The sequence below is a fragment of the Microbacterium sp. Y356 genome (assembly GCF_059445355.1).
Genome location: NZ_JCAIUE010000001.1, coordinates 110,619 through 131,370 on the forward strand (window position 1 = coordinate 110,619; position 20,752 = coordinate 131,370).

The following is a 20,752-nucleotide window of genomic DNA, read 5'->3' on the forward strand; positions in this document are numbered from 1 at the left end:
CGTCTCCATTCTCTGAGACCTCTCGCCCGCGCATCCGGTGTCCCCGGATTCAGCGCAACGCCCCCTTCACAAAAGATCGAAAAGAAACGAGCACTCTCGTGCATACGAACACGCTGCTTCGCAGCACCGCCCACCCACCATGTACCGAAGACCAGGAGGTTCTCGAGATCACCGTCCCCGCCGACCGGACCGCGCTCCCACTCGCAGACCGCGTTTCACTTCGAGTCGGCGTATGGCTGTTGATGCGGGCCCAGCGTCCGCGCCGGTCGCCTGCGCGGACTATGACCAGCGAAGAGGTGATGCGGATGTTCGAGACCAAACACGTCACCGAACGCGAATCGTTGGCGCTGCTCGCCTACAACCTGCATCACCAGATGCGCTGACCTGGAGCCCCGAGATGAACATCAAACTCACCGATAACGCGACGCTGCATTCGCTTGTGCTTCCTGCGCAAGCGGATGCGGCGCCGTCCGCTCTCGTTCGCGAGTATGCAGCCGTACGAAACACCTCGATCAGCGACCTCACCGGTCGTGACGATGAGGATCTGACGGCGGAATCGCTGTTGCCGCTCCTGCGTGACAGCCCAGAGTTCATCAGACGCCAGTGGTACGTGTCCGTGAACGATCAGATGGTCGGCGTGGGCACGTTGAACATCCTGGCTGATGACGGTGGGCGCACCGGTTTCACCATCCTCAGCCTGGTCCGTGCGCGCTGGGGAGCCGGCATCGGCTCTGCAGCACTCCCCCACATCGAGGCTGCCGCACGCGAGGCAGAGGTCCAACGCCTACTGGTCTGGGTCGAGCATCCCGCTACGACTTCGGAAACCACGCTGGCGTCACCGACCGGTTTCGGAGAGATCCCGAACGACCACGGCGCACGCTTCCTGGTGCGTCACGGGTTCACGCTGGAACAGGTGGAGCGGGTGAGCACGTTCGTCTGGACTCGCCCGCTCGAGCAGAACGTGCGAGATCTGCTCGTCGAAGCGGAGAGCCATGCCTCGGGATATCGCGTCGTGCAGTGGATGCTGCCGACACCCGCCGAACACGTCCCCGGGTATGCCTGGATGAAGGAGCACATGTCCACGGATGTGCCTGATGCCGATCTAGACATGCCTGCGGAGAAGTGGGATTCCGATCGGATCGCGCGCCATGACGAACGCCATCAGCAGCGCGGCAACACCGTACTGGTGACCGCTGCGCAGCACATCGAGACCGGAGAGCTCTGCGCATACAACGAGCTGGCGATCGGACCGGATCCTGCGTCGGTGTCGCATCAGGAAGACACTCTGGTACTCGCATCCCACCGCGGTCATCGGCTCGGGATGCTGGTCAAAGCTGCAGGTCTCTTGTCGTGGCGCGAGCAGCATCCGTCATCCGACCGGGTGATCACCTACAACGCCGAAGAGAACCGGCCGATGCTCTCCATCAATGAAGCACTCGGCTTCGAGGCCATCGCCTATGAAGGCGCATGGAAGAAGGAACTGACATGAAAGCACTCACGATCACCGAGATGGTGATCCCCGCGAGCGTGGATGCTCCGGATGCCGTCGAGTTCCAGACCCTGATCGACATGGGCAACATACAATGCCGGCTCGATGCCGGTATCGACGACCTCGACGAGACGGCAGAAGAGACGCTGCCACGTTGGCTCGACCGAACCGATCGCACGTACACCGGATTCACCGCGCGACGAGGCGGCGAGATCGTGGGAGCCGCCTTTCTCGTCACCGCGAACCAGGAGGGGACGACCTCGGCCGAGGCGAACGTCATCGTGATCCCGCCGCATTGGGGAGCCGGGGTCGAGATGGCCCTCCTTCAACGGCTCGAGCAGGAGGCTGTCGCTCTGGGCAGACAGACGATGCAGGTCTGGGCGCTGCATCCCGCTGCCCACTCCGAGCGAATGCTGACACCAGCGACCGGGTGGGGCACCGTTCCCGCCACCGCTCTCAGCGAGTTGCTGCTGGAGAACGGGTTCACGATGGAGCAGGTGGAGCGCAACAGCATCCTTCCGCTGAGCGGATCGCTCGAGCGCGTCAAGCGGATGCTGACCGAAGCATCGGCATTCGCGGGCGATGACTATCGCGTCGTCAGCTGGACGCTACCCACCCCGGCACATCTTCGGGATGGGTACGCCGATGTGATCTCACGGATGGCGACAGATGCACCCAGCGGTGACCTCGACATGGACGAGGAGATTTGGGATGCAGAACGAGTTATCCGCCACGACCAGAACCTCGCCGACGGCGGGCAGGTGATGTCGGTCGCGGCCGTCGAGCACGTCCCTTCCGGACGGCTGGTCGCTTTCAACGAGCTGGTCATCGGTGCGGATCACTCCGGCGTCACCCACCAGTTCGGCACCCTCGTCGTGAAAGAACATCGAGGTAAGCGCCTCGGCACGATTGTGAAGTGCGCGAACCTACTGCGGTGGCGGGACATCGCTCCCGCATCATCGAAGGTGTCAACGTTCAACGCCGAAGATAACCGGCCGATGCTCGACATCAACGAGACGATCGGTTTCGTGCCGGCGTCGTATGCGGCGGGTTGGCAGAAGAAGCTCGGCTGAACGATCATCCTTCGGGATGACGCCGTGGCGCGAATCTGCACCCAGAGAGGGATGATTCGCGCCACGGATCCAGCGAGGCTGAAAGCATGAACGACACAGTCATCCATGCCCAGACCCTGCACAAGACCTTCGGAACGACCCATGCGCTCGCCGGTGTCGATCTCATCGTGAGGCGCGGCGAGTCTCTCGCCATCATGGGAGCCTCCGGTTCTGGCAAGACGACTCTGCTGCACATTCTCGCGGGAATCGTGACGCCGGATGCCGGCGCGGTGACCTTCACCCCGGCCTCGGGAGTGGCGATCGATGTGACGGGTGGTTCGGAGTCGGTACGCTCGCGCCTGCGTCGTGAGCAGTTCGGTTTCGTTTTCCAACAGGGGCTTCTGATGCCGGAGCTGACAGCCGTCGAGAACGTGGGGCTGGCGCTCATGATCAATGGTGTGAAGAAGGCAGATGCCACGGCTCAAGCGGCGTCGTGGTTGCAGGCTCTCGGACTCGCGGGCAAGGAAGACAGTCGCATCGGGGAGCTCTCCGGTGGCCAGGCGCAACGTGTCGCGATCGCCCGCGCTCAGGTGACCGGCGCAGAGCTGGTCTTCGCGGATGAGCCGACCGGCGCGCTGGATTCGCAGACCTCGGCCGAGGTGATGGACGCTTTGCTGTGGTCGACAACTGGTCAGGGTAAGACTCTGCTGGTTGTCACGCATGATGCCGACGTCGCGGCGCGGTGCTCACGGATCGTGCATGTGCGTGACGGTCGTTTCGTCGAGACGGGGGTCGCCGCATGAACGCCCGCGTTCTCGCACTGCTGCTACGCCCTTCGTCCGGGGAACGCGCTGTCGTGGCCCTGCCCGTCATCGCATTCGGCGTGGTCACCGCGCTCGTGCTCACCGTCATCGGCGGCGCACAGGCATTCTGGTCTTGGACGGATTCCGACGCCGGTCTTTACCAGGCGCTCGCTGCCATAGCCGTCGTGCTGTTGATCGTTCCGCTGTTCACCCTCGGTGGCGCCGCCGCCCGACTGTCTGCGCGCCGCAGGGACGAAAGGTTGTCGACGCTTCGACTCCTCGGCGTCTCCCCCGCTGGTGTCGTCACAGCGACGGTGATCGAATCTACGTTCTTGGCCCTCGCCGGAGCTGTCGTCGGTGTGCTCGGATACCTCGCGTTGACCCCATTGGTGGCGCTGATTCCCTTCCGTGGCGAGGCGCTCGGGATCCAAGCTGTGATGCTGCCGGCCCTTCACATCCTCGCCGTCATCATCGGAGTCGTGCTGCTCGCCGCAATCAGCGCGGCCGTCGGACTGCGGCGGGTCGTCATCTCACCTCTCGGTGTGCGGATGCGCACGGACGTGCCGCAGGTTCATTGGATTCGTGCGGTCCTCGCTGTCGGAGTGATCGCCACGGCCATCGCGGTGATTCAGGTGTTCCCCGGCATGGCGGGGTTGACGATCACGATCCTCGTTGTGGCTGGGCTCTTCGGCGCGGTACTTGCCGTGCTCAATCTTGTCGGCCCGTGGGTGCTGAAGCTGCAAGCACGCGGACGCCTTCGTCGGGCTCAGCGACCGGAGCAGTTGCTGTCGGCCCGGCATGTGTTGGAGTCTCCGAAAGCAGCATGGCGGCAGGTCAGCGGTGTTGCGATGACGAGCTTCGTGGCGGTGTTCGCTGGCACTGGAGTGTCCATGATGGACACCATGAGCGGCGCAGAGGCTGACGCGAATCTGATGCTCGCTGTAGACATCCGCACCGGAGTAATCATCACCCTGGCCGCATCGTTCCTGATGGTGGCCGTCTCCGTTGGCGTGAATCAGGCATCCGGCATCCTCGATCAACGCGACTTGCATCGGAGCCTGCACTATCTCGGGATGCCGGTGCGCACGGTCGACGTCGCCCGTCGGCAGTCCACAATGTCACCCCTGCTGATGACATCGATCGGGTCCGCGGTATGCGCCGCGGTGATGATGTTTCCCCTGATCGGAATCGCGCTCATCGTGTCGCCGCTGTCACTGTTGACGATCGCTGCTGTCGTTGCGGCAGGAATCGGGCTCGTGTGGCTGGGTGTACGGGTGACCTCGCCGTTGCTCGGCAGAGCGTTTCAAACCACCTGACGAAACAGTTTTGCTAGCGACCGTCGACGATGGACATGAAACCGGCGAACGCGAAGAGGCCCGGCACCACATAGAGAAATGTCAGAGTCGCGAACCAGCCGACGGCGCCGAGCACCGACCAGACTCCGGTGCGGCGATCACGCATGTCGAGTCGACGTCCCGTCGGATCGATCCGCGGCACGGGTTCGATCCATGCGGCTCCCGGTGTCTTGATCGATGCGCGGATCGAGGCAATCGCCGCTGAGGTCCGCTGTTCAGTGACCCTTTCGTCGCGGTAACGGCGCGCGTTCGACATGACCGGTACGGCCGCTTGCAACAGGGATTCCACGGTTCGCCAGGATTCGGCAGCAGTGAAGTCTGCGGGTGAAGGTGTGAAGAAGACGAGATGGTCATCGACGAGTTCGATGTTGAACCGATGTGCGCGGTCGATCAGCGTGGCCATCACGTCCGGTGTGACCACGAAGAGTGCGTCCCGCTCGTAGGTTGCCGGGGTATAGAGGTGAAACCATCGGTCGAAGTCGCCTTCAAGTGACAGCCGTTGGTCTCGCTTGAGCGCGACCGGAAGCTCATCGAAAAATCCACCCGTTGCCGTTGTCGCAAAGAGAAGATGCGGGAGCAACACCGGCAGCTGCACTGCGAGATACTGCCATGATTCCGAGCGATGGGTTCGGTTTGTCACATTGCCGAACTCCACGCCGGGCGCGGTAAATCGAGGATAGAAGGAGAGCTGGCCCGAACCCGCGGTGATCATCGACACGAATGCTGTTCTCTGTGTTGGTTCGGCCTCGAATCCATTCGCGAGAGCGGTAAGCGCCTGCCGCCACTCGCCCATACGGGATCGCCGCGAGGGCGGCAACGCGGCCCAGCGATGCAGCCAGAAAGTCCCAAAAAGCCAGGCGACGAAGATCGCGGTGGCGATCACCATGTCTCGGACATCGACAGCGTCGATGCGATTCTGCTGGAGCGTATCAATACGAATGCCGAGTGTCATCAACACGATGCACAAGTACCAGAGCATCAGGCAGTTGTTCACGTGCACGAGCGTCTGTCGCTTCGTCGGCACCCAGCTCGGCCGTCCCGTGCGACGCACTCGTGCCATCGCCTCGGCGATTTCGTGCTCGGGCGCACTCAACCATCGCAAATCCACGGCAGTTCCCTCTATATCTGGCAGTCAGCGTTGTCGCTGGCACCGCGGACAAAAATGCGACGAGCGATTCATGAACGCCGCGCGTGTGATTGAGCTGCCGCAGCGAGCACACGGCACTCCCTCGCGCCCATAGACATTCAGCGAGTGCGCGAAGTACCCCGCCTGTCCATTCACGTTGACGTACTGCGCATCGAAACTCGTGCCGCCCTCGGCGAGAGCCTTCTCCAGCACCAGCCGCCCCTCGGCCAGCAGCCGGCGAACGGCTTGCGCGGAAAGCGCACGGCCAGGGGTCTCCGGGTGGATGCGCGCTGCCCACAGCGACTCGTCGGCGTAGATATTGCCGATTCCGCTGACCACGGTCTGATCGAGAAGAATGCGTTTGATCGCGCTCGATCGACGACGTACTCCGGCGATGAACGCGGCATCATCGAACGCCGCATCCAACGGATCACGCGCGATGTGCTGTACCTGCGTGGGAACGCGGTCAGTGCCATCGGCGATGAGGGTGTCGACGGCGAGCGAGCCGAACGTGCGCTGATCAGAGAACACGATGGCGAGCTCGCCGTGCTGCGGATGCTCGACGGCGAGCCGGATGCGCTCGTGCCGTTCAGCGGGAGCGTTCGGCGCGCGAAGCAGCATCTGCCCGCTCATGCCCAAATGTGCGGTCATGGCTTCGGCTTCGCCCTCCAACGGAAGCCAGAGGAACTTGCCTCGCCGCATAGCGGCAACAACAGAAGCACCTTCAAGGCGTGCGACAAAATCTGCCGCACCTGCTGGATGCCGGGTCAACGCCCGTTCGTCGAAGACCGCGACGCTCGTGATCGTCGCGCCGATGACAGCAGGTGCGAGGCCTGCGCGCACGACCTCGACCTCGGGAAGCTCAGGCACTCTCGCCGAGCGAGCGCCATGCGCTGAGCGCCGCGGCCATCTCAGCGGTCTTCTTGCTGGTGCCGGCACCGGTCATGCTCACATCGCCGACCATCACCGTCGCACTGAAGCGACGGTCGTGATCTGGGCCGCTGGATGACACCGAGTACTGCGGGGGTGTGGAACCAAGACGAGCTGCCAGCTCCTGCAGGCTGGTTTTGGGATCCATGGCCGCACCGTACCGCTCAGGATCGTCGAGTAGCGGTTCGGTGAGGCGGAGCACAAGTTCGGTCGCAGCCTCGGGACCCGCCGACAGATACGTGGCACCGAAAACGGCCTCCATAGTGTCGGCGAGGATCGAGTCTTTGTCACGACCGCCGGTCTGCTCTTCGCCGCGCCCTAGCAACAGGTATGCCCCAAGGCCGATGCCTCGGGCCACCTCCGCGAGGGCGACGGTCGAGACCACACTTGCGCGCCTTTTGGCGAGCTGCCCCTCATCGAGATCGGGGTGGGTCGTGAACAACATGACGGTCACGGCCTGCCCCAGCACTGAGTCGCCGAGAAACTCCAGGCGCTCATTGTGCGGGCTGCCGCCATGCTCGTATGCGTATGACCGGTGAGTCAACGCCAACGCAAGCAGCTCAGGGTCGATATCGACCCTGAGCTTCTTTGCGAGAGATTCAGTCCCGCCGGGGACCTCTGTCACGATCGTGAGACCGTGGTTCAGACGTCGGCGACCTTGCGGCCCTTGTACTCCATGAACAGCTCAGTGCCCTGCGAGTCAGTGACGACCTTCGCCTGGTGCGGGCGGCTGTAAACGGTCTTGCCGTTCTCAACGGTCTTGACGAGCGCGATGGGCGCCGCCTTCCACTGCGCGCGACGCGAGCGGGTGTTGGAACGGGAAACCTTGCGCTTCGGGGGGTTACCAGCCATGGCTAACTCTCTTCTGTATTCTCGGGCGCACGGCTCTCTGCCGCACTCCCCTGGTCTGTGATCTGTTGGAGCGCACTCCATCGCGGATCGATGGGAGCGTCTATCTCCGCTCCGGTGCTTACGGCCAGCTTCACGCCCGTTGCCGGGTCGAGCCCGGGGCAATCCGGCTGACACACCGGCTGAAACGGAAGCGACAATACAGACGCTTCCCTAACTAGAGTTTCAAGATCCACGTGGTCGTCTTGAACCTCAAAGTCAGTTTCTTCCTGTCCAGGATACGCGAAAAGCTCCTGGAACTCGACTTCGACAGGCTCAGCGATGTCAATCAGGCATCTTCCGCACACGCCTTTGTACTCTGCATCCGCTGTTCCGGAGACGAGAATGCCCTCGTGGACTGACTCCAGTCGCACTTCGATGTCGATCTCAGCACCGGCTTCGAAGGAAACGATGCCCTCACCCCACTGCTCTTTCAAAGCAACAGAGAACTGATGCTCACGCATCTCTCCCGGGCGTCGGACGATGTCACGTACGGGCACCACGAATGGGCCGCTGAGTCGGGTCTTCACCACTTCATGTTACCGGCGGATGCTGAATGAAGGGCGTTGATCCCCCGGCGCTTCGACACGCCGGGTGACAACCAGGGCCTCAGAGCCCGCGTGCACCCGTGTCGAGGAAGGCCGCGACCGCGCGCGGGACGAATGGTGTGACGTCGCCACCGAGGCCGGCTACCTGGCGCACAAGCGAACTCGACACCATCGCATGCGAAGGATCAGGCAGCAGGAAGACCGTCTCGATATCGGCGAGGTGTCGGTTCACGATCGCCATCGGAGACTCGTATGCCACGTCGATCTGGGAACGGATGCCCTTGATCAGCACACCAGCGTCAACATCGCGGGCGTAGTCAACCAGCAGACCCATGCTCCACGAGTCGACGATGATGTTGGCCCCGCCCATGCCGTCCTCTGCGATCGACTGCTCCAGCAGCGACAGTCGCTGAGCGATGGGGAGCATCGCCTCCTTGCCGGGGTTGTGCACCACCAGCACGTGCAGTTCATCGTAAAGCTTTGCAGCTCGACGAATCACGTCGAGATGACCAAGGGTGGGTGGGTCAAACGAACCCGGGACAACGGCGATCCGGCTGCTCATGGCTTCAGCCTATTGCACCCCAGGTGCCTAATTCTTCGCGAGCGCGGCCCGATCATCTTCAGTCACGCGACGCTTGATGACGTCTCGCAACCCGGTGTGCGAGTCAAGCTGCGGGTCGGTCAGCAGAATGTCTTCCGCAAGCTCGCGAGCTCTGGCGATGAGCTTCGAGTCTTTCACCACCCGCAAAAGCTTCAATGACGACCGCACACCAGACTGCGTCGACCCGAGCACATCGCCCTCGCCACGCAGCTCGAGATCGACTTCTGCCAGAGCGAAGCCGTCCAGGGTTGCCGCGACCGCCTCGACACGGTCACGCGCAAGGGAACCTTCTTCGGCCTCGGTGACGAGCAGACACAATCCAGGAACTTCGCCACGTCCGACGCGACCGCGCAGCTGGTGCAGCTGAGAGACGCCGAATCGATCGGCGTCGAGCACAATCATCGTCGAGGCATTCGGCACATCCACTCCGACCTCGATGACAGTCGTGGCGATCAGCACGTCGATCTCCCCACGCGCGAAGGCCTGCATCACGGCATCCTTCTGGTCTGCCGGCATCTTTCCGTGCAGCACCGCACGCCGGAGCCCACCGACCGTCGGATGCGTCGCCAGAACGGCATCGAGCTGTACGACCCCCCAACGTGGACCGGTGGCGCCTTCTTCCGACGGCATCAGCGCGGCCTGATCTTCTTCGCCAGAGCTCTTCTTGGTCGTATCGATCGCGGCGCACACAGCGAACACCTGTCTGCCCAACGCGACTTCTTCCGCAGCCCGCGACCACACTCGACGAAACCAGTCCGGATGCTCCGCAAGCGGCGCAACAAAAGACTCGATGCCCGCACGTCCCGCGGGCATCGTTCGGATCACGGAGGTGTCAAGATCACCGAACACCGTCATCGCGACCGTTCGGGGAATGGGTGTGGCCGTGAGCACCAGCGCGTGCGGGCTCGACCCCTTCGCCCGGAGCGCTTCGCGCTGCTCGACGCCGAAGCGGTGTTGCTCATCCACGACGACCAGTCCGAGATCGGCAAACGTCGTCTTCTCCCCCAGAAGCGCGTGGGTGCCGACGACGATCAACGACTGGCCCGAAGCGACTCGCAGGGCAGCCTTGCGTCGCTCAGGTGCCGACATCTGCCCCGTGAGCAGTGTCGGCATCAGAAGCGGCGCCAGTGCCGGGCCCAGCATCCGCGTAATGGAGCGCAAATGCTGAGAAGCGAGCACCTCGGTCGGCGCAATCAGCGCGGCCTGCCCGCCAGATTCTGCAACCTGCAGCATCGCACGCAGCGCGACGAGGGTCTTACCCGAACCCACCTCCCCCTGCACAAGCCGGTTCATCGGCCACGCGCCGGTGAGGTCATCGGCGATTTGATCGCCGACTGTCTGCTGGTCGGGTGTGAGCGTATAGGGCATCGCGGCGTCGAAGCGCTCCAGCAGCCCACCAGGCTTCGCTGGGCGCTCTGTAGCGCTCAATGCACGTACTGCGGCACGCTGCTGCAACAGCGCCGTCTGCAGCACTAGGGCCTCGTGCATCCGCATGGTGCGCACAGCAGGATCGACCTCGTTGAGGGTCTGCGGTCGGTGCAGCTGGACCAGCGCGGTATGAGCGTCAAGAAGCCCCTCGCGCACGCGGATCTCTTTCGCCAACGGATCAGGCACCTCTCCGAGCTCCGGCAGTATCTTCTCGACGAGTTCCCTGAACTGCTGGCTGGCAACGGCTGAGGTCGCAGGATAGATCGGGATCGGCCGGTGTGCCCTGTCATCTGCACGGGCCTGCGCGCTTTCCTCATCGTCGAAGAGTTCGACCTGAGGGTGGGCGAACTGCGTCGTCTCGTTGTACATCCCGACTTTGCCGGAGAAGACCCCTCGACGGCCGGGCCGCATCTCGTTCGCCCGCCACTGAGCCTGCGCGAGGTTCTTCGCGAAGAACGTCAGCGAGACACGCCCGTGCTCGTCGCCGATGATCACGTCGGTCATGGCACCTGGTCGATTTCGCATGGTGCGCGCCGATGACGACAGCACCTCGGCCACGATGGTGACGGTCTCACCGACCGGAAGATCGCGGATGGGTGTCAACTCAGCGGGGTCGGCGTAACGACGAGGATAGTGCCCGAGCAGATCGCCGACGGTCTGCATGCCGAATGCACGCTCGACCTTCTTCGTCGCCACGGGGCCGATGGCGTCAGCCAGGCTCGTGTCGAGAGAGAAGACCATGTCTGAAGTCTAGAGAACACCGCGGACAGTCATAGGCTGAACGGGTGACGAGAATCATCGCCGGAGAGGCACGAGGACACCGCCTGGAGGTACCGGGCAGCGGCACGCGCCCCACCAGCGATCGGGTGCGCGAGTCACTGTTCGCCGCGCTGGAATCTGCGGATGCCATCGCCGGTGCTCGTGTCCTCGATCTGTATGCCGGCTCTGGAGCACTGGGACTCGAGGCCCTCAGCCGGGGCGCGACAAGTGTGGACCTCGTGGAGCGTTCCCGCCCCGCAGCCGCAATCGTGCGCCGCAATTCAGCCATAGTGACCAAAGCGCTCAGCGTCGCGTCCGCCCGCGTGCACGAGAGCGCAGTGCTGGCGTTCTTGAAGCGCGACGCTGGTACCTATGACCTCGTCTTCACCGATCCGCCATACGACCTGGACGACGCAGCAATGACGGCCGATCTGGTCGCACTCGCGCCGCTGCTCTCAGAGGACGCCGTCGTCGTGATCGAGCGTGCACGCCGATCTACTGCGCCAGACGTCGCAGCCGCACACCTTGAGGTGTTCCGCGAGAAGGCCTACGGAGACACCGCCGTGTGGTGGGCTCAGCCCGCCGTAGAGTCCCAATCACGGTAGGGGTCCCACCCCGCAGCATCCACCGGCTCACCGTCACACAGCACGCCTTGGGTGCCCTGCTCACGCACTTCACCGATGATGCGGAAGCCAGGCGGCAGCGTGCCAGGTGGGAATGTCGCCAGCAGCCCATGGTCTTCTCCGCCCGCCAACGCGCGGTCAGGGTGAGCACCGAGCGCGGCTCGGGAGAGATCAAGCGTGACCTCGGATGCCGCGGCAAGCCGACCGGCATCGAGAGCGAGTCCGTCAGAGACGTCCATCATCGCTGTTGCACCAGCCACTGCCGCCATCACACCGAGCCCGATCGGAGGTGCAGGCCGTAGCTGCGCATCGAGGGCGGCGCGCTCGCCTGACTCAAGCGCGGCCGGGTCGATCGGAACGGGCGTGTCGCCATCGCGGAAACGACCGAACAGGACGGCGAGTCCGTGAGCGGCATGCCCGAGTTCACCGGCGATCGCGACGACATCTCCTGGCCGTGCACCCGAGCGCGTGACAGCATCTCGCCCCTCCAGGTCACCCAGAGCCGTGACAGCGACCGTGAGCACGTCAGACACGGTCAGATCACCCCCGACAACTGCGCAGCCTGGAGCAAGCGCCTCGCACGCGGCACGAAGACCGTCGGCCAACTGCTCGACGAACGAAAGTCGAAGATCGCGAGGTACGGCAAGCGCCACCAGAAGTGCCGTAGGACGCGCGCCCATCGCAGCGACATCCGCGAGGTTCACTGCAGCCGACTTCCAGCCAAGGTCGTACCCGCTCGACCAGGCCAACCGGAAGTCCGGCCCGTGCACAAGAGTGTCGGTGGTCGCGACAACAGAGCCGGACGGTGTGGAAATCACCGCTGCATCGTCACCGGGTCCGATGATCGCTCGTGCTGCGGGCGCGGTACGGGCAAGGATGGCACGCAGAATCGTACCTTCGGAGAGATCACCCAAACGTGGGTCATCGTCAGCTGAACGGGAAGGCATGCTGTCAAAGGTAGCCTGGAATCATGTCCCGTCGTCTCGCCACAGTCGCTGCCGTTCTGCTCGGAACGGCTCTACTCAGCGGATGCTCGACCACCGTGCATCTCGAACCGGCGGATGACGCGAACAACCCGCTGTGCGCCGAGGTGTCAGTCGGGCTGAACAACGCCGCAAGCGTGGCCGAAATGGACCGGCGATGGACCGATGCCCAGGCCACCGCCGCCTGGGGCGTACCAGGAGACGACTCCGCCGTCCTCTTGCGCTGCGGAGTCACCGTACCGGCGCCCACGAGCGAACTGCAGTGCGTGACATTGGAAGGCGTCGACTGGCTTGTCGATGCATCCGAAACGCCGTTTCTGCGTCTGACGACTTACGGACGCGACCCTGCGGTGCAACTGGGCATCGACACTACTGTCGTCAGTTCGAATGATGTGATCAGCTCTCGCGCTCTCGTCGGCGCGATCACCGCAGTCCCCGCCGACGGCCGGTGCACCGCACCCGATGAACTCGACGAGGAAGCCCAAATTCTTCTGAAGTGAGCGTTCCGCTCAGCGGCCGAGCCCGATCTCGACCAGCTCGGTGATCAGGTCGCTGTAACTCATGCCCGAGGCGATCCAGCACTTCGGGAACATCGAGATCGGTGTGAAGCCAGGCATCGTGTTCAGCTCGTTGACGATGAGCTCCCCACCAGGGGTGACGAAGAAGTCGACCCGCGCGAGGCCCTTGCCATCGACCGCTTCGAACGCACGCAGAGCGGTGTCACGAAGTCGTGTGATGAGTTCGTCGTCGACGTCGGCTGGGCATACGATCTCGACACCTTCACCACCGAGGTACTTCCCCTCGAAGTCGTAAAAGCTGCGCGACGTGAGCACGACCTCGCCGGGAAGGGAAGCACGTGGGGGCCTGCCATCGCGACCGGCGAGCACGCCGACTTCGATCTCACGTCCTGTGACCATCGACTCGACGAGAACCTTCTCGTCTTCTGCGAATGCGATGCGCATCGCCTCGTCCAGACCATCGCTGTCGACGACGCGCGACACCCCGACACTTGATCCTGCACTGGCTGGCTTGACGAATACGACGGAGCCCAGAGCGGCGATCTCGGTGCGGAGTCCGACCGAGTCGGCCTCCCACCGGCTTCGACGGATCGTGACGCCCGGTGCGACGGCAAGACCTGCAGCAGACAGCGCGAGCTTCGTGAAGTGTTTGTCGAGGCACACAGCAGAATCGAGGATGCCGCAGCCGGCATACGGAACTTCGAGCACGTCGAAGAATCCCTGGATCGCGCCGTCCTCGCCATGCAAACCGTGCAGCAATGGGAGCACGATGTCGATCTCGCCAAATCCGACGACGGAACCATCAGCGTGCGTCACGCGCAGCGCGCGATCTCCGTTTGGTTGCGGCCACTGCACGCGTGTGCCGTTGTCGACGACCTCTGGGAGCTTCGCAGCATCCAGTGCGAACTTTGCCGGATCGTCTTCTTCCAAGACGAACGCACCGTCACGGGTGATCCCGATCGGGATCACCTCGTATCGATCGCGATCAATCGCCTGCAGCACTCCGCCCGCCGTTGCGGAACTGATGGAATGCTCGCTGGAACGCCCGCCGAAGAGCACCACCACCGTCTGCTTGTCCATGATTGGTTCTCTCCTCCTGAGGAGTGTCGTCTTCTGTCGTCAGGTGGGGTGCGATGTCGCGCGGGTTCATCTTCCCGTCGAGCACCATCTTCACCTGCTCGACGATGGGCATGTGTACGCCAGATTCGTGGGCCAGCTTGAGAATCGGAGAGACGGAAGCCAGGCCCTCTGCCGTCTGGTTCATCTGCTTCACGACGTCCTGGTAGCTGTAACCCTGACCGAGGAGGCGTCCCGCCGTGTTGTTCCGGCTGAGTGGCGACTGACACGTGGCGATCAGATCGCCGAGACCGGCGAGTCCTTGCAGCGTCTCCGGCTGGGCGCCGTTTGCAACAGCGAAGTCCGTCATCTCGACCAGACCTCTCGTGATGATTGACGCCTTGGTGTTTTCCCCGTAGCCGACGCCGTCCACGATACCGATCGCGACCGCGATGAGGTTCTTGAGCACCCCGCCGAACTCAGTGCCGACTACATCAGTGTTCACGAAGGTGCGGAAATAGGAGTTTCGGGCGGCACGGGCGACCGTCTCAGCGGTCTCCTGGCTGAGCGACGCGATGACCGCTGCCGTCGGCTGCTCACGTGCGATTTCAAGCGCCAGGTTCGGGCCGGATGCCACCGCGATGCGCATCGGATCGCAAGCGATCTCCTGCTCGATGACCTGACTCATACGCAGACCTGTGGAGCGCTCCACACCCTTCATCAGGCTGATGATCGGTGCGTCGCTGTCGTCGAGCAATGGGCGCAGCGCCTTGAGGTTCTCTCGAAGCGACTGGCTGGGCACCGAGAGGTACACCTGTTCGGCACCCTCAATCGCGGTCGCGAGTTCGTGAGTGGCGGTGATCGAGCGCGGCAGGTTGATGCCAGGCAGGTACTTGGAGTTGCGCTTTCCTTCGGCGATCTCCAGCGCCTGTTCGGGACGACGTGCCCACATTGTCACCTGTGCCCCGCCATCCGCGAGGATCTTTCCGAACGTGGTGCCCCAACTGCCGGCACCGATGACCGTGACGCGAGGCCCAGTCGACGCGAGATTCTTACGAGTCAAGGCGTCCGGTCTCCTTCTGTCCGTGATCATTGGGGTTCCAGCGCGTCGCCGGCGCCTTCTCTTCACGCAGGTCTTCGAGCAGTGCGGTGATCGCGCTCATGGTCCGCTGCGTCGCTTCAGTGAGTGTCGCAGATTCGCCTGCGCGCGCCTTGAGATCGTCCAGATCGATGGGGTCGCCAATGAGGATCTGCACGCGCTTGCGCGGTGGCCATAGGCTCAGACCCTTCTGATACCGACCCATGATCTTGTGCGTTCCCCACTGCGCCATCGGAATCAGGGGGATGTCGCCTGACAGCGCAAGTCGCACCGCACCGGACTTGCCACGCATTGGCCACAACTCCGGGTCCCGCGTCAGTGTGCCCTCCGGATACACGATTACGCCGCGACCGTCCTTGACGAGCGCCCGCGACTGCTCAATGGTCTGCTTCGCAGCAGCCGCTGACGTCGCGCGCGCGACGGGCACCATGCCGGTCTTCTTCAGGAGCCAGCCGAGGACCGGCAGACGAAACAGGCTCTCCTTGGCCATAAACCTCGGAGCACGCCCGAGTCGCCACACGGCGACGGCGACGATCAGCGGGTCAAGCTCCGAATAGTGATTCGGCGCAAGGACAAACGCTCCGTTCTGCGGGAGCTTCTCTTCGCCCTGGATCTCGATCTTCGCAAGGTAGCCGACTACAGGCACCACGAGCGCCGCGAGCGGCCAGAACAGACTCGGGCGAGATTTCTCAGATGAGCGGGAGCCCATCTGACTCACCGGACGACGTCGAAGTCGGCGCCGAGAGCATCAAGCTTGGCGAGGAAGTTCTCGTAACCGCGGCTGAGGATGTCGACACCGGAGACCTGCGACTCGCCCTGCGCGGTGAGCGCTGCGATCACATGGCTGTAGCCACCGCGGAGGTCGGGCACCACGATGTCTGCGCCGTGCAGTGGTGTGGGGCCGGTGATGACCGCGGCCTGCTCGAGTTCGCGGCGCGGCACGCGTCGCGGCCCGTCCTGCAGACCGTGCGGGTGAACGACGATGTCGGCGCCCATCTTCACCAGCGCCTGAGTGAAGCCCATCCGGTTCTCATAGACCGTCTCGTGCACGATGGAACGGCCGTTCGCCTGCGTGAGAGCGACCACCAACGGCTGCTGCCAGTCGGTCATGAAACCGGGGTGCACGTCGGTCTCCACCACGACAGGACGGATCTCACCATCGCGGCGGAACAGGATGCCGTCTTCTTGGATGTCGAACCAGCCGCCGGCCTTACGGAAGACGTTGAGGAAGGTCAGCATCTCTGGCTGCTTCGCACCGCCGACGAAGATTTCCCCGTCGGTGGCAAGAGCCGCGGAAGCCCAGGACGCAGCCTCATTGCGATCGAAGATCGAGCGGTGATCGTACCCGCGAAGCTTCTCGACGCCCTCGATGAGGATGACGCGGTTGGGCTCGTAGGAGATGATCGCGCCCATCTTCTGCAGAAGGGCGATGAGATCCATGATCTCCGGCTCGATGGCCGCATTGCGCAGTTCCGTGACGCCCTCAGCGCGCACCGCGGTCAGCAGTACCTGCTCAGTGGCGCCGACGCTCGGGTACGGGAGGTGAATGTTCGCGCCGTGCAGACGTCCGCCCTGAGTCGACAGACGGATGCCACTGGGGAGCTTCTCCACGACGGCGCCAAACTTGCGGAGCGCATCAAGATGGAAATCGATCGGACGGTCACCGATGCGGCATCCGCCGAGATCGGGAATGAACGCCTGACCCAGCCGGTGCAGGAGCGGACCGCAGAACAGGATCGGGATGCGGGATGCCCCGGCGTGAGCGTCGATCTCTTCCATGTGCGCGGATTCGACGTCACTGGGATCGAGGATCAGGGAACCTTTTTCATCACCCTCGCTCACGCGTACGCCGTGAACTTCGAGCAGCGAGCGCACCACGGCGACGTCGCTGAGATTGGGGACGTCACGCAGGATGCTGGCATCCTCACCGAGGAGCGCAGCAACCATCGCCTTGGTGGCGAGGTTCTTCGCGCCAGTCACATCAACACGGCCCCGCAGCGCGCGGCCGCCTCGAATCGCCAGTACGTCTCCGGTCAAAGCAGAAAGTCCATTCTGAAGTTCAGCACGCACGGTTGTCGTCATTCGATGGGCCTCACTTCGATTTCACGGTCGCGGCATCAGCCACTGGAGCGGTTGCTCCTGGCCCACGGTGTGCTCGATGTCAGCGGACAGGGAGCGTACGTGGCCGCCACGACTCGCGGCGGGCCTCGAACTGCGCGATCTTGTCTTCGTTGCGCAGAGTGAGCCCGATGTCATCGAGCCCTTCGAGTAGCCGCCATCTAGTGTAATCGTCGATACCGATGTCGGCCTGGAAGTCGCCGATTGTGGCTGTGCGCGCCTCGAGGTCAACTGTGATGGAAGTACCAGGATTCGCGTCGATCTCGGCCCAGATGCGCTCGAGGTCTTCCTCAGAGATCGTCGCCGCGAGCAGACCCTGCTTGCCGGCGTTTCCAAGGAAAATGTCAGCGAAACGGGGGCTGAGAACGACGTGGAAGCCGAAGTCTCGCAATGCCCAGACGGCGTGCTCGCGGCTGGATCCGGTGCCGAAGTCGGCACCGGCAACCAGCACAGAGGCGCCCTGAAATGACTCTTGGTTTAGGACAAATTCGGGGTCTTGACGCCATGCGTAGAAGAGCGCATCCTCGAAGCCGGTCTTGGTGACGCGCTTAAGGAACACCGCAGGGATGATCTGATCGGTATCGACGTTCGAGCGCTTCATCGGCGCGGCAATACCTGTGTGGGTGGTGAACTTGTCCATGATCAGGCTCCTACCAGTTCGCGTGCGACGTCGAGATCGCTGGGGCTAGACAGCGTGCCGCGTACCGCCGTGGCAGCAGCGACCAGCGGGGAGACGAGGTGCGTGCGACCGCCCTTGCCTTGACGGCCCTCGAAGTTGCGGTTCGACGTGGATGCGCAGCGCTCCCCCGGTGCAAGCTGGTCAGGATTCATGCCCAGACACATCGAACAGCCGGCGAATCGCCACTCGGCGCCGAAGTCCTTGACGATCTGATCGATGCCCTCGGCCTCCGCTTCCAAGCGCACGCGTGCGGAGCCCGGTACGACCATGACACGCACGCCATCAGCCTTCTTCCGGCCCTTGATGACCGATGCGAACGCACGCAGGTCTTCGATACGACTGTTCGTGCACGAGCCCATAAACACGGCATCCACTGGTACTTCCTTCAGCGGCGTACCGGGTGTGAGATCCATGTATTCCAGCGCACGCTCCGCTGCCGCCCGCTCGTTGGCGTCGGTGATATCGGCGGGGTTGGGCACAGACGCTGAAAGCGAACTGCCCTGACCAGGGTTCGTGCCCCAGGTGACGAACGGTTCGAGCTCGTTCGCGTCGAGGAAGACCTCGGCGTCGAAGTTCGCACCCTCGTCAGTGGGGAGCGTCTGCCAGTAAGCAACAGCATCTTCCCAGTCCTGACCCTCTGGGGCGTGTGCACGCCCCTTCAGGTAGGCAAAAGTCGTCTCATCTGGCGCGACCATGCCAGCGCGGGCGCCGGCCTCGATCGACATGTTGCAGATCGTCATGCGCCCTTCCATGGAGAGCGCGCGGATGGCGCTGCCACGGAATTCGAGCACGTAGCCCTGGCCGCCACCGGTACCGATCTTGGCGATCACTGCGAGGATGATGTCCTTTGCACTGACGCCGGGCTTGAGCTCGCCATCAACGGTGATCGCCATCGTCTTGAAGGGCTTCAGCGGCAGAGTCTGAGTCGCCATGACGTGCTCGACTTCGCTAGTACCGATACCGAAGGCCATGGCACCGAATGCGCCGTGTGTTGAAGTGTGAGAGTCACCACAGACAACCGTGATGCCAGGCATCGTCAGCCCCAGCTGTGGACCTACCACGTGCACGATGCCCTGCTCGGCGTCGCCGAGCGAGTGGATACGCACGCCGAACTCGGCCGCGTTTCGACGCAGCGTCTCGATCTGCGTGCGGCTGGTGAGGTCTGCGATCGGCTTGTCGATTTCGAGCGTCGGAGTGTTGTGATCCTCGGTGGCGATCGTGAGGTCGACGCGACGCAGCGGTCGCCCCTCTGAGCGCAGGCCGTCGAAGGCCTGTGGGCTCGTGACCTCGTGCACCAGGTGCAGGTCGATGTAGATGAGGTCCGGTTCGCCGTTTTCGCCCTTTACGACGAGGTGGTCATCCCAGACCTTCTCAGCGAGTGTGCGCGGGCGAACAGAAGAAACAGTGGTGTCAGCTGAGGTCATGTCGATATCTCCGAAAGTTGGCGGTTCGGCCACGCTGAACGCCGCGACGAGAAAGGCCTAGTTCGAGGTCTCGTCGCGGCCACTAAGGAGAAGAACCACCCGCCGCATGTCGGTCAGTTTACACCGATGCGGCGGGTGGCTCGCACCACGACGCTTAGTGCGTGGGCGGCTCTGGGTGCAGCTGCTCAGGTGCGCGGCGCCGGTCTCGCGCGGACGCGATAAGGCTGGCGACGGTGGCAACGCCCATCGCGGCGACAATCACCGTCAGCGACAGCCAGATCGGGATGTCTGGGGCCCATTCGATGTGCTGTCCGCCGTTGACGAACGGGAGCTCGTTGACATGCATTGCGTGCAGGATCAGCTTGACGCCGATGAAGCCGAGGATGACCGCGATGCCGTAGTGCAGGTAGCGCAGGCGATCGAGCAGATCCCCGAGCAGGAAGTAGAGCTGGCGCAGACCCATCAGAGCGAAGATGTTCGCGGTGAACACGAGGAACGTGTTCTGCGTGATGCTGAAGATCGCGGGGATTGAGTCGATCGCGAACATCAGGTCGGTGACACCGATCGCCACGAACACGATGATCATCGGAGTCCACACGCGCTTGCCGCCGACGACGGTGCGAAGCTTGGCGTCGTCGTACTCGTCACTGATGTCGATGCGGCGACGCAACAAGCGAACGATGAAGTTCTCGCGCTTGGCCTCGCCTTCGTGGTCCCCCTCCGGCATGGCCTGGCGGATCGCGGTCCAGATCAGGAAGGCGCCAAACAGATAGAAGATCGGCGAGAAGTTCTCGATGATCGCGACGCCCGCGACGATGAAGATACCGCGCAGGACAATGGCGATGAGGATGCCGACCATCAGCACCTGCTGCTGCAGACGCCTCGGGACCGAGAACTGCGCCATGATCAACACGAACACGAAGAGGTTGTCGATCGACAGGCTGTACTCGAGCGCCCAGCCGGTGAGGAACTCGCCAGCGAACTGACCACCTGCGATGAAATAGAGCAGAACGGCGAAGATCAGAGCGAGGCCGACGTAGAAGGCGACCCAGAGGCTGGATTCCTTCGTCGAGGGGATATGCGGTCGCAGACGAACCAGCAATAGGTCGCCGATGAGAATGGCGACCAGGACCGCCAATGCGGTGATCTCAAACCAGACAGGGATATTCAAGGGTGCTCAGCACCTTTCGAGAGGGTCGGAAAAAGGGCCGAAAGTCTCTCCCCCGCACAATACGCGGCCCGCGTCCGGAGCAACAGTGTTGGTGCTCGTGAT

The 20,752-nt window shown here is 63.3% G+C and carries 22 protein-coding genes; 7 read left to right on the forward strand and 15 right to left on the reverse strand.

Annotated features, from left to right (window positions below; all coding sequences use genetic code 11):
* Positions 1-98: 98 nt before the first annotated feature.
* The 5 genes from AC1C2Q_RS00575 to AC1C2Q_RS00595 all read left to right on the forward strand — a co-directional run bounded on the left by AC1C2Q_RS00575 (position 99) and on the right by AC1C2Q_RS00595 (position 4,660).
* Complete coding sequence (locus tag AC1C2Q_RS00575) at positions 99-383, forward strand: hypothetical protein (RefSeq protein ID WP_495448608.1); 285 nt, start codon at positions 99-101, stop codon at positions 381-383.
* A 14-nt stretch (positions 384-397) separates the two neighbouring features.
* Positions 398-1,489 (forward strand): GNAT family N-acetyltransferase, encoded by a 1,092-nt coding sequence (locus AC1C2Q_RS00580; RefSeq protein WP_495448609.1) that lies wholly within the window; start codon positions 398-400, stop codon positions 1,487-1,489.
* Entirely contained in the window at positions 1,486-2,562 is a 1,077-nt protein-coding gene (locus tag AC1C2Q_RS00585; protein ID WP_495448610.1) for a GNAT family N-acetyltransferase, read from the forward strand. Before AC1C2Q_RS00580 ends, AC1C2Q_RS00585 begins: the two co-directional genes overlap by 4 nt.
* A gap of 86 nt (positions 2,563-2,648) precedes the next feature.
* Positions 2,649-3,344: an ABC transporter ATP-binding protein gene (locus AC1C2Q_RS00590; protein WP_495448611.1), complete on the forward strand. Its 696-nt coding sequence runs from the start codon at positions 2,649-2,651 to the stop codon at positions 3,342-3,344.
* Positions 3,341-4,660, forward strand: a complete 1,320-nt coding sequence (locus AC1C2Q_RS00595; protein ID WP_495448612.1) for a permease — start codon at positions 3,341-3,343, stop codon at positions 4,658-4,660. Before AC1C2Q_RS00590 ends, AC1C2Q_RS00595 begins: the two co-directional genes overlap by 4 nt.
* Before the next feature lie 13 nt (positions 4,661-4,673).
* On the opposite strand, the gene AC1C2Q_RS00600 is transcribed toward AC1C2Q_RS00595, so the two are convergent.
* From AC1C2Q_RS00600 to AC1C2Q_RS00630, 7 genes are all read right to left on the reverse strand, one after another.
* Complete coding sequence (locus AC1C2Q_RS00600; protein WP_495448613.1) at positions 4,674-5,807, reverse strand: hypothetical protein; 1,134 nt, start codon at positions 5,805-5,807, stop codon at positions 4,674-4,676.
* Between the two features lie 24 nt (positions 5,808-5,831).
* Positions 5,832-6,695, reverse strand: coding sequence for a bifunctional DNA-formamidopyrimidine glycosylase/DNA-(apurinic or apyrimidinic site) lyase (mutM, locus tag AC1C2Q_RS00605; protein WP_495448614.1), 864 nt, complete (start codon positions 6,693-6,695; stop codon positions 5,832-5,834).
* Positions 6,688-7,380 (reverse strand): ribonuclease III, encoded by a 693-nt coding sequence (rnc, locus tag AC1C2Q_RS00610; protein ID WP_495429126.1) that lies wholly within the window; start codon positions 7,378-7,380, stop codon positions 6,688-6,690. The genes mutM and rnc overlap by 8 nt, the downstream gene beginning before the upstream one ends.
* A gap of 17 nt (positions 7,381-7,397) precedes the next feature.
* Positions 7,398-7,607: a 50S ribosomal protein L32 gene (gene rpmF / locus AC1C2Q_RS00615; RefSeq protein ID WP_033104540.1), complete on the reverse strand. Its 210-nt coding sequence runs from the start codon at positions 7,605-7,607 to the stop codon at positions 7,398-7,400.
* 2 nt (positions 7,608-7,609) lie between these two features.
* On the reverse strand, positions 7,610-8,107 hold the full coding sequence (locus AC1C2Q_RS00620) for a YceD family protein (RefSeq protein ID WP_495431667.1): 498 nt from the start codon (positions 8,105-8,107) through the stop codon (positions 7,610-7,612).
* 145 nt (positions 8,108-8,252) lie between these two features.
* Positions 8,253-8,753, reverse strand: coding sequence for a pantetheine-phosphate adenylyltransferase (coaD, locus tag AC1C2Q_RS00625; RefSeq protein ID WP_495429127.1), 501 nt, complete (start codon positions 8,751-8,753; stop codon positions 8,253-8,255).
* A 27-nt stretch (positions 8,754-8,780) separates the two neighbouring features.
* Positions 8,781-10,961, reverse strand: a complete 2,181-nt coding sequence (locus AC1C2Q_RS00630) for an ATP-dependent DNA helicase RecG (protein WP_495448615.1) — start codon at positions 10,959-10,961, stop codon at positions 8,781-8,783.
* 44 nt (positions 10,962-11,005) lie between these two features.
* On the opposite strand from AC1C2Q_RS00630, the gene rsmD reads away from it, so the two are divergent.
* Entirely contained in the window at positions 11,006-11,584 is a 579-nt protein-coding gene (gene rsmD, locus AC1C2Q_RS00635) for a 16S rRNA (guanine(966)-N(2))-methyltransferase RsmD (protein ID WP_495429129.1), read from the forward strand.
* Here the strand turns inward: rsmD and thiL are convergent.
* Positions 11,554-12,549, reverse strand: coding sequence for a thiamine-phosphate kinase (gene thiL / locus AC1C2Q_RS00640; RefSeq protein ID WP_495448616.1), 996 nt, complete (start codon positions 12,547-12,549; stop codon positions 11,554-11,556). The genes rsmD and thiL overlap by 31 nt on opposite strands.
* 23 nt (positions 12,550-12,572) lie before the next feature.
* Here thiL and AC1C2Q_RS00645 point away from each other — a divergent pair, with 23 nt between their 5' ends.
* Positions 12,573-13,085 (forward strand): DUF3515 family protein, encoded by a 513-nt coding sequence (locus AC1C2Q_RS00645; protein ID WP_495429131.1) that lies wholly within the window; start codon positions 12,573-12,575, stop codon positions 13,083-13,085.
* Positions 13,086-13,094: 9 nt separating this feature from the next.
* On the opposite strand, the gene AC1C2Q_RS00650 is transcribed toward AC1C2Q_RS00645, so the two are convergent.
* The 7 genes from AC1C2Q_RS00650 to AC1C2Q_RS00680 all read right to left on the reverse strand — a co-directional run bounded on the left by AC1C2Q_RS00650 (position 13,095) and on the right by AC1C2Q_RS00680 (position 20,650).
* Positions 13,095-14,183, reverse strand: a complete 1,089-nt coding sequence (locus AC1C2Q_RS00650) for a D-alanine--D-alanine ligase family protein (RefSeq protein WP_495448617.1) — start codon at positions 14,181-14,183, stop codon at positions 13,095-13,097.
* Positions 14,089-15,252: an NAD(P)H-dependent glycerol-3-phosphate dehydrogenase gene (locus AC1C2Q_RS00655; protein WP_495448618.1), complete on the reverse strand. Its 1,164-nt coding sequence runs from the start codon at positions 15,250-15,252 to the stop codon at positions 14,089-14,091. Before AC1C2Q_RS00655 ends, AC1C2Q_RS00650 begins: the two co-directional genes overlap by 95 nt.
* A complete protein-coding gene (locus AC1C2Q_RS00660) occupies positions 15,212-15,967 on the reverse strand; it encodes a lysophospholipid acyltransferase family protein (RefSeq protein ID WP_495429134.1) in 756 nt (251 codons plus the stop codon). Before AC1C2Q_RS00660 ends, AC1C2Q_RS00655 begins: the two co-directional genes overlap by 41 nt.
* A 5-nt stretch (positions 15,968-15,972) precedes the next feature.
* Positions 15,973-17,340 (reverse strand): UDP-N-acetylglucosamine 1-carboxyvinyltransferase, encoded by a 1,368-nt coding sequence (gene murA / locus AC1C2Q_RS00665; protein WP_495429135.1) that lies wholly within the window; start codon positions 17,338-17,340, stop codon positions 15,973-15,975.
* Between the two features lie 79 nt (positions 17,341-17,419).
* The gene (leuD, locus tag AC1C2Q_RS00670; protein ID WP_495448619.1) at positions 17,420-18,016 is read right to left on the reverse strand and encodes a 3-isopropylmalate dehydratase small subunit; all 597 of its coding nucleotides are present in this window, start codon (positions 18,014-18,016) and stop codon (positions 17,420-17,422) included.
* 2 nt (positions 18,017-18,018) lie between these two features.
* A complete protein-coding gene (gene leuC, locus AC1C2Q_RS00675; protein ID WP_495448620.1) occupies positions 18,019-19,479 on the reverse strand; it encodes a 3-isopropylmalate dehydratase large subunit in 1,461 nt (486 codons plus the stop codon).
* A gap of 154 nt (positions 19,480-19,633) precedes the next feature.
* Positions 19,634-20,650: a TerC family protein gene (locus AC1C2Q_RS00680; RefSeq protein WP_495429138.1), complete on the reverse strand. Its 1,017-nt coding sequence runs from the start codon at positions 20,648-20,650 to the stop codon at positions 19,634-19,636.
* Positions 20,651-20,752: the final 102 nt, after the last annotated feature.

Bases quoted from the DNA above. Each gene is read 5' to 3' on its own strand.
- AC1C2Q_RS00590 (WP_495448611.1), top strand. From the start codon at position 2,649: ATGAACGACACAGTCATCCATGCCCAGACCCTGCACAAGACCTTCGGA.
- rpmF (WP_033104540.1), bottom strand. From the start codon at position 7,607: ATGGCTGGTAACCCCCCGAAGCGCAAGGTTTCCCGTTCCAACACCCGC.
- AC1C2Q_RS00650 (WP_495448617.1), bottom strand. From the start codon at position 14,183: ATGGACAAGCAGACGGTGGTGGTGCTCTTCGGCGGGCGTTCCAGCGAG.
- AC1C2Q_RS00630 (WP_495448615.1), bottom strand. From the start codon at position 10,961: ATGGTCTTCTCTCTCGACACGAGCCTGGCTGACGCCATCGGCCCCGTG.
- thiL (WP_495448616.1), bottom strand. From the start codon at position 12,549: ATGCCTTCCCGTTCAGCTGACGATGACCCACGTTTGGGTGATCTCTCC.
- AC1C2Q_RS00655 (WP_495448618.1), bottom strand. From the start codon at position 15,252: ATGATCACGGACAGAAGGAGACCGGACGCCTTGACTCGTAAGAATCTC.
- AC1C2Q_RS00595 (WP_495448612.1), top strand. From the start codon at position 3,341: ATGAACGCCCGCGTTCTCGCACTGCTGCTACGCCCTTCGTCCGGGGAA.
- AC1C2Q_RS00645 (WP_495429131.1), top strand. From the start codon at position 12,573: ATGTCCCGTCGTCTCGCCACAGTCGCTGCCGTTCTGCTCGGAACGGCT.
- AC1C2Q_RS00620 (WP_495431667.1), bottom strand. From the start codon at position 8,107: ATGCGTGAGCATCAGTTCTCTGTTGCTTTGAAAGAGCAGTGGGGTGAG.
- AC1C2Q_RS00660 (WP_495429134.1), bottom strand. From the start codon at position 15,967: ATGGGCTCCCGCTCATCTGAGAAATCTCGCCCGAGTCTGTTCTGGCCG.
- leuD (WP_495448619.1), bottom strand. From the start codon at position 18,016: ATGGACAAGTTCACCACCCACACAGGTATTGCCGCGCCGATGAAGCGC.
- AC1C2Q_RS00580 (WP_495448609.1), top strand. From the start codon at position 398: ATGAACATCAAACTCACCGATAACGCGACGCTGCATTCGCTTGTGCTT.
- murA (WP_495429135.1), bottom strand. From the start codon at position 17,340: ATGACGACAACCGTGCGTGCTGAACTTCAGAATGGACTTTCTGCTTTG.
- AC1C2Q_RS00585 (WP_495448610.1), top strand. From the start codon at position 1,486: ATGAAAGCACTCACGATCACCGAGATGGTGATCCCCGCGAGCGTGGAT.
- leuC (WP_495448620.1), bottom strand. From the start codon at position 19,479: ATGACCTCAGCTGACACCACTGTTTCTTCTGTTCGCCCGCGCACACTC.
- coaD (WP_495429127.1), bottom strand. From the start codon at position 8,753: ATGAGCAGCCGGATCGCCGTTGTCCCGGGTTCGTTTGACCCACCCACC.